Below are 6,911 nucleotides of genomic sequence, written 5' to 3' on the forward strand. Positions count from 1 at the left end.
ACGTTGCGTCAAGATCCCGCTCCGCACGCCTTACCGTCCCGCTCCGCCGGGCGCATACTGTGCTGCGCGCGGCGCGCATAAGGCGACAGGGCCATCCCGGACCCGGCCCGGCTGCGCCGCGACGGGGAGAAGGTAGAACAGGCGTGGCGGTACTCGTGATCGTCGTGGTGGTCGTCCTGCTGTGGCTGATGACCGGCGTGCGGGTGGTGCAGCAGTACGAGCGCGGTGTGGTGTTCCGGCTCGGCCGGGTGCGCGGGAAGGTCCGCGAGCCGGGTCTGACGATGCTGGTGCCGGTGCTCGACCGGATGCGCAAGGTGAACGTCCAGGTGGTCACCATGCCGGTGCCCGCCCAGGAGGGCATCACCAAGGACAACGTCTCGGTGAGCGTCGACGCGGTGCTGTACTTCCGCGTCGTCGAGCCGATCAAGGCCACCGTGGACGTGCAGAACTACGGCTTCGCCATGCTGCAGGTCGCCCAGACCTCGCTGCGCTCGATCATCGGCAAGAGCGAGCTCGACGACCTGCTGTCCGGGCGGGAGAACCTGCACCAGGGTCTGGAAGTCATGCTGGAGAGCCCGGCGGCGGGCTGGGGCGTGCACATCGACCGGGTGGAGATCAAGGACGTCAGCCTGCCCGACTCGATGAAGCGTTCGATGGCCCGCCAGGCCGAGGCCGACCGCGAGCGCCGGGCCCGTATCATCACCGCGGACGGCGAGTTCCAGGCGGCCGCCAAGCTCGCCGAGGCCGCGAGCAAGATGGCCGAGACCCCGGCGGCGATGCAGCTGCGCATGCTGCAGACGGTGGTGGAGGTCGCGGCGGAGAAGAACTCGACGCTGGTGCTGCCGTTCCCGGTGGAGCTGCTGCGCTTCTTCGAGGCCTCCACGGCCCGGCTCAGCGAGGGCACGACGGACGCTGCCCCGACCGTTCCGCCGCAGGCCACCGACGTCGAGCGCGACTGACGCCCACTCGGCCGGTCCGGGAAAAGTTCCCGGACCGGCCATAGGTTCGCTCTATGACGTCATAGATCAGTACCGACTACACCTCCGTTCGAACAGCGGGTTGGCTGCGAGGGTCCGGACCGATTCACCTCCCTGCGCCCGACCGGAGGATCCACCCGCATGACCCGCCCGATCCGAGTCGCCATCGTCGGAGCCGGCCCCGCCGGCATCTACGCCGCCGACGCCCTGCTGAAGTCCGATGCCGCGCAGGCACCCGGTGTCTCGATCGACCTGTTCGAGCGGATGCCCGCCCCGTTCGGCCTGATCCGCTACGGCGTCGCCCCCGACCACCCGCGGATCAAGGGCATCGTCACCGCCCTGCACCAGGTGCTGGACAAGCCCCAGGTCCGGCTCTTCGGCAACGTCGACTACCCGTCCGACCTCGCCCTGGACGACCTGCACCGCTACTACGACGCCGTGGTCTTCGCCACCGGCGCGATGGCCGACCGCTCGCTCGACCTGCCCGGCATCGAGCTGGACGGCTCCTTCGGCGCCGCCGACTTCGTCTCCTGGTACGACGGCCACCCGGATGTGCCCCGCACCTGGCCGCTGGAGGCCGAGAAGGTCGCCGTCCTCGGCGTCGGCAACGTCGCCCTGGACGTCGCCCGGATCCTCGCCAAGACCGCCGACGAGCTGCTGCCCACCGAGATCCCGCCGAACGTGTACGAGGGCCTGGGCCGCAACCGCGCCGTCGAGGTGCACGTCTTCGGCCGCCGCGGCCCGGCGCAGGCCAAGTTCAGCCCGATGGAGCTGCGCGAGCTCGACCACTCGCCCACCATCGAGGTGATCGTCAACCCGGAGGACATCGAGTACGACGAGGGCTCGATCGCCGAGCGCCGCGCCGTCAAGCACGTCGACCTGGTCGCCGCCACGGTCGAGAACTGGGCGATCCGCGACGTCGGCGACCGCCCCCACCGGGTGTACCTGCACTTCTTCGAGTCCCCGGTCGAGGTCCTCGGCGAGGACGGCCGGGTGGTCGGCCTGCGCACCGAGCGCACCGAGCTGGACGGCACCGGCAACGTGCGCGGCACCGGCCGCCACACCGACTGGGACGTCCAGGCGGTCTACCGGGCCGTCGGCTACTACTCCGACGAACTGCCCAAGCTGCCGTTCGACCCGGTCTCCGGCACCGTCCCGCACCAGGCCGGCCGCGTGCTCGACGGCGACGGCTCCCCCATCCCGGCCGTCTACGTCACCGGCTGGATCAAGCGCGGCCCGGTCGGCCTGATCGGCCACACCAAGGGCGACGCCAACGAGACCATCACCTGCCTGCTGGACGACCACGCCGGCGGCCGCCTGCCCGGCGCCGCCGAACCCGACCCGGCGGCGGTCGAGGAACACCTGCGCGCCCGCGGCGTCCGCTGCACCACCTGGGACGGCTGGAAGCAGCTCGACGCCCACGAGCGCGCCCTCGGCCAGGCCGAGGACCGCGAGCGGGTGAAGGTCGTCGAGCGAGAGGACATGCTCCGCCACAGCGGCGCCTGAGCCCGGGGGCCCGTCCGGCGGACCGGGACCGTGCCGGACGGGCCCTACCCGCGGCGGACGATCGGCAGCAGCACCTCGTCGACGATCGCCGCCGGATCGAGCTCGACGGCACCCCCGCCGCACATCTTGATCCGGTACAGCATCAGCGCCGGCACCACGTCGGTGACCAGTGGGGTGACCGCCCCGGGACGGACCTCACCCCGGGCGGTGCCCCGGTCGAGCACCTCGGCGATCAGCGCGGTGGTCGGCTCGACGACCCGCTCCAGCACCAGCTCCAGGAAGACGTGGGCGCGCTGGTGGTCGATCTCGCTCATGATCGCGCGGACGGCGGCGCCCAGTTCGCTGACCATCGCGCCGCGCAGCCCGGTCACCACGGCGAGGAGGTCCCCGCGCAGGCTGCCGGTGTCGGGGGCCGCTCCGGCCGGGGGGATGCTGGCCCGCAGCGCGTCCATCACCAGCTCCTCCTTGGAGGACCAGCGCCGGTAGAGGGCCGCCTTCCCGGTCTGCGCGGCGGCGGCCACGCCCTCCATGGTGAGCCGCGCGTAGCCGTCGCTGGTCAACTGCTGGAGGACCGCCCCGTAGATGGCGCTCTCCAGCGCCTCGCCGCGCCGACGGACCGGAGCGGCCGTCGCCGCCGCGCGCCCGGTGCCGCGCTCAGCAGTTCCGGCTTCAGCGGACATGGCTGCACACCTTCCAGGGGTTCCCTGTTCATCTGGCCCACCGCCAATGTTAGTGAACGAACCCGTTCCCTCCCAAGGCCCGCGCCCCGCCGCTCCGGTGGAGCCACCGATCCGTGCGGCGCCCCGGCCCCGTTCGGGTGACTCCCGGCGGCGCCGCCCCGGCGACGGTCGACGGGTCCGCTACCAACGAGGGACACCTTCCCCGACGAAAGGCAGTCCCGCCGTGGCCGCACCCACCACCTTCGACCAGAGCGCGACCGGCTACAGCCTCGCCCACGCCTACAACCTGGCCAAGGCCGCCGACCTCGCCTACAAGGACGACGCCACGATCGACCGGCAGGCCCACGACTGGGGCTTCGGCACGGTGCGCCACCACAACACCCGGTTCACCCCGCCGTTCCCGCTTGAGGACACCCAGGCCTACACCATGGCCAGCGACCGGATGATCGTGGTCGCCTTCCGCGGCACCGAGCCCAAGGAGATCCGCGACTGGCTCACCGACTCCACCACCCCTCCCTGGCCCGGCCCCGCGGGCACCGGCTACGTCCACTACGGCTTCGCCGAGGCCCTGGAGTCGGTGTTCCCCGACATCCGCAAGACCCTCGCCGAGCTGCGCGACAACGACCAGACCGTCTGGTTCACCGGCCACAGCCTCGGCGGCGCCCTCGCGATGCTCGCCGCCGCCCGCCTCAACCTGGAGGACCCGCGCCTGACCGCCGACGGGGTGTACACCTTCGGCCAGCCCCGCACCTGCGACCGCCTCCTCACCGCCGCCTACAACAAGGCACTCAAGGGCCGGAGTTACCGCTTCGTCAACAACAACGACGTCGTCCCCCAGCTGCCGCCGGAGCCGGCCTTCACCCACATCGACGCGCTGCGGTTCATCGACTCCGCGGGGACCATCCACGAGGGCGCCAGCGGCCTGGTCTCCGGCCTCGCCAACCGCGCCAAGGGCCTGACCTCAGCCGCCTTCGAGCCCACCGGCGAGGGCGTGCGCGACCACCTCATGCGCAACTACCTCGCGGCGCTGGAGAAGAACCTCTGAGCGGCTGACCACCCGTCGGCCCGGCGCCGGCACCCGGAGGAGCGCCCGGGCGCCGGCGCCGCGTCCGTCACCCGCCGTCCTGATGCCGGGTCGTCGATGTCCGGCGGCGCGGGAACCCGTACGGGGGACGGAAGGTGAACAATCGCGGATTCGCCGACCTGCTCGACCACTACGTCCGGCGCGCGATCGCCGACCGGGGCGCGGCGGTGTACGTGTTCGGCCAGCGCTTCGGGCCCGAACCCGGCGTCCCGGACAAGGTGTTCGGCTTCCTGCCCGGCAACGGCGTCCACGACGTGCACATGAACCAGGGCGACAGCGGCCGGTTCCGCCAGGACGACGGGGAGTACCAGGACGGCGCGGTGCTGATCCACCTGCCGGACGAGAACCGCTGGACGGCGGTGTTCCTCGCCTTCCAGTCGCAGTCCTGGCGCACCGACGACCGCACCGGCCACGCCCTGTCGGCCTCCGTGCCCCGCCCCCACCGGTCGCCGCAGGAGGCCCCGGTCGGCACGGACCGGTAAGCGGCGGGGAAGGCGCCCGGGGCCGCCGGCTCAGCTCGTGACCGGCGGGTTCGGCCGGGTCAGACCGCGGTCGTAGGCGAAGATCACCGCCTGCACCCGGTCCCGGGCGCCGATCTTCGCCAGCACCCGGCCCACGTGCGTCTTGACGGTCGATTCGGCCAGCACCAGCCGCTGGGCGATCTCGCTGTTGGTCCAGCCCTGCGCGATGGCCACCAGGATCTCCCGCTCGCGCTCGGTCAGCGCCTCCAGCCGGGGGTCCTCCACCGGCGCCGCGCCGGGCGGGCGGACCGGCAGGTGGTGGGCGTAGGCGTCGAGCAGCCGCCGGGTGATGGCCGGCGCCACCACCGCGTCGCCCTCGGCCACCGCCCGGATCCCGGCGAGCAGTTCCTCCGGCCGCGCGTCCTTGAGCAGGAAGCCGCTGGCCCCGGCGCGCAGCGCGGCGTGGGCGTACTCGTCCAGGTCGAAGGTGGTGAGTACCAGGATCCGTGAGCGTCCGCCGCCGGCGACGATCCGGCGGGTGGCCTCGATGCCGTCCATGCCGGGCATCCGGATGTCCATCAGGACGACGTCGGGCCGCAGGTCGGCGGCCAGCCGGACGGCCTCCGCGCCGTGGGAGGCCTCGCCGACCACCTCGGTGTCGGGCTGGCTCTCCAGCAGCATCCGGAAGCCGTAGCGCTGCAGTGGCTGGTCGTCCACGATGAGGACGGTGGTCACGGGTGGCCGCCTGTCGGGTCGGGGGTGAGGTCCAGTACGGCCTCCACGGTCCATCCTGCCCCAGGGCCGGGGCCCGCCGTGACGGTGCCGCCGTAGACGGCCGCGCGTTCGCGCATCCCGGCCAGGCCGTGCCCCTCGCCGTCCGGGCGCGTCGGCGGGCGGACGCCGCCGGGCGGGCCGCTGTCCAGGACCCGCACTCGCAGCCGGGTGGCGTCGGCGGTCAGGGTCACATGTGCCCGGGTCTCGGGGCCGGCGTGCTTGAGGCTGTTGGTGAGGGCCTCCTGGACGATCCGGTAGGCCATCAGCTGGACGCCGCGGTCCAGCTGGTCCAGGTCCCCGCCGACGGTGTACACCACCTGGGGCCCGGCGGCGCGGATCCGGGCGCACAGCCCGTCCAGGTCGGCGATGCCGGGTTGCGGGTTGAACTCGGCGGTCCGGTCGGCCTGGTCGCGCAGCACGCCCAGCATCCGGCGCAGTTCGCCGAGCGCCTGGCGGCTGGTCTCGCCGATCAGCTGCAGCGCCTCCCGGCCGCGCTCGGGGGAGGCCTGGGCGGCGTAGGCCCCGCCGTCGGCCAGGGTGACGATGACGGACAGGTTGTGGCCGATGATGTCGTGCATCTCCCGGGCCACCCGGGTGCGTTCGGTGGCGGCGGCCAGCCGGCTGCGCTGGTCGCGCTCGATCTCCAGCCGGGCGGCCCGCTCGCGCAGCCCGGCCAGCTGGGCCCGCCGGATGCGCACCGCGATGCCCAGGGCGACGGCCGCGGTGGCGGCGCTGACCAGGAAGAACAGGGCGTCCCCGACCGGCAGCCCGCCGCCGGAGACCTCCACCGCGACCAGGGCCATCGCGCCGACCATCACCGCGCAGGACCAGGCCAGGTGCCGCAGCCGGCCGTGCAGGGCCAGGCTGTAGAGCGCCACCAGCAGGGCGACGTCGGCGCGCAGGCCGATGCCCAGCGACCACTGCAGTACGAACACCGCCATGATCGCCGCGAAGGCCTCGGTGGGCCGTCGCCGGCGCCACAGCAGCGGCAGCACCAGACCCGCCTGCAGCGCCAGGGTGGCCGGCAACGGCGGGCGGACCAGGGCGACCCGGTGCTCGTGCGGGCCGCCGTCGCCGTGGCCCGGGACGAGGTCGGGCAGGCAGAACAGCAGGAAGACGACGGCCACCGCGGCCGCGTCCAGCACCCAGGGGTGGGCGCGGTCCGCCTCGCGCAGCCGCTGGCCGATCCGGGCCAGCCGGGCGAACAGCGGATGGCCGGACAGCGCGTCGGCGGCCGCGAACGGGCCGGCGGAGGTGGCGTGGTCCTCGCTCACCGGTGGGGTCTCCCTGCTGGTCGTGGAAAGCCGTGCGGTGGGGGGGGGGGCGGGGCCGGGCGGGCCCCGGGGGGGGGGCGGGGCGGGGGGGGGGGCCGGGGGGGCGGGGGGGGTGGGGGGCCGCCGGGGGGGCCCGGGCGCGCGGGGGGGGGCCC

Annotated in this window: 7 protein-coding genes; 4 read left to right on the top strand and 3 right to left on the bottom strand. The window is 73.7% G+C overall.

Features of this window, described 5'->3' with window-relative positions:
• Window positions 1–143: 143 nt before the first annotated feature.
• Window positions 144–959, top strand: a complete 816-nt coding sequence (locus ACZ6Z8_RS36435; protein WP_465614298.1) for a slipin family protein — start codon at window positions 144–146, stop codon at window positions 957–959.
• A gap of 159 nt (window positions 960–1,118) precedes the next feature.
• On the top strand, window positions 1,119–2,483 hold the full coding sequence (locus ACZ6Z8_RS36440) for an FAD-dependent oxidoreductase (RefSeq protein WP_465614299.1): 1,365 nt from the start codon (window positions 1,119–1,121) through the stop codon (window positions 2,481–2,483).
• Window positions 2,484–2,527: 44 nt separating this feature from the next.
• On the opposite strand, the gene ACZ6Z8_RS36445 is transcribed toward ACZ6Z8_RS36440, so the two are convergent.
• Complete coding sequence (locus ACZ6Z8_RS36445; RefSeq protein WP_465614300.1) at window positions 2,528–3,163, bottom strand: TetR-like C-terminal domain-containing protein; 636 nt, start codon at window positions 3,161–3,163, stop codon at window positions 2,528–2,530.
• 223 nt (window positions 3,164–3,386) lie between these two features.
• Here ACZ6Z8_RS36445 and ACZ6Z8_RS36450 point away from each other — a divergent pair, with 223 nt between their 5' ends.
• On the top strand, window positions 3,387–4,208 hold the full coding sequence (locus ACZ6Z8_RS36450; protein ID WP_465614301.1) for a lipase family protein: 822 nt from the start codon (window positions 3,387–3,389) through the stop codon (window positions 4,206–4,208).
• 134 nt (window positions 4,209–4,342) lie between these two features.
• Window positions 4,343–4,729, top strand: coding sequence for a DUF2278 family protein (locus ACZ6Z8_RS36455; protein ID WP_465614302.1), 387 nt, complete (start codon window positions 4,343–4,345; stop codon window positions 4,727–4,729).
• A 30-nt stretch (window positions 4,730–4,759) separates the two neighbouring features.
• Here the strand turns inward: ACZ6Z8_RS36455 and ACZ6Z8_RS36460 are convergent, their stop codons facing one another.
• On the bottom strand, window positions 4,760–5,443 hold the full coding sequence (locus tag ACZ6Z8_RS36460; protein WP_465614303.1) for a response regulator: 684 nt from the start codon (window positions 5,441–5,443) through the stop codon (window positions 4,760–4,762).
• Window positions 5,440–6,756 carry a sensor histidine kinase gene (locus tag ACZ6Z8_RS36465; RefSeq protein WP_465614304.1) on the bottom strand — a complete coding sequence of 439 codons (1,317 nt, stop codon included), beginning with the start codon at window positions 6,754–6,756 and terminating at the stop codon, window positions 5,440–5,442. Before ACZ6Z8_RS36465 ends, ACZ6Z8_RS36460 begins: the two co-directional genes overlap by 4 nt.
• Window positions 6,757–6,911: the final 155 nt, after the last annotated feature.

The sequence above is a fragment of the Kitasatospora sp. NPDC101108 genome, from assembly GCF_055584725.1.

Excerpts from the sequence above, each read along its gene's own strand:
- ACZ6Z8_RS36440 (WP_465614299.1), top strand. The coding sequence starts at position 1,119 with ATGACCCGCCCGATCCGAGTCGCCATCGTCGGAGCCGGCCCCGCCGGC.
- ACZ6Z8_RS36445 (WP_465614300.1), bottom strand. The coding sequence starts at position 3,163 with ATGTCCGCTGAAGCCGGAACTGCTGAGCGCGGCACCGGGCGCGCGGCG.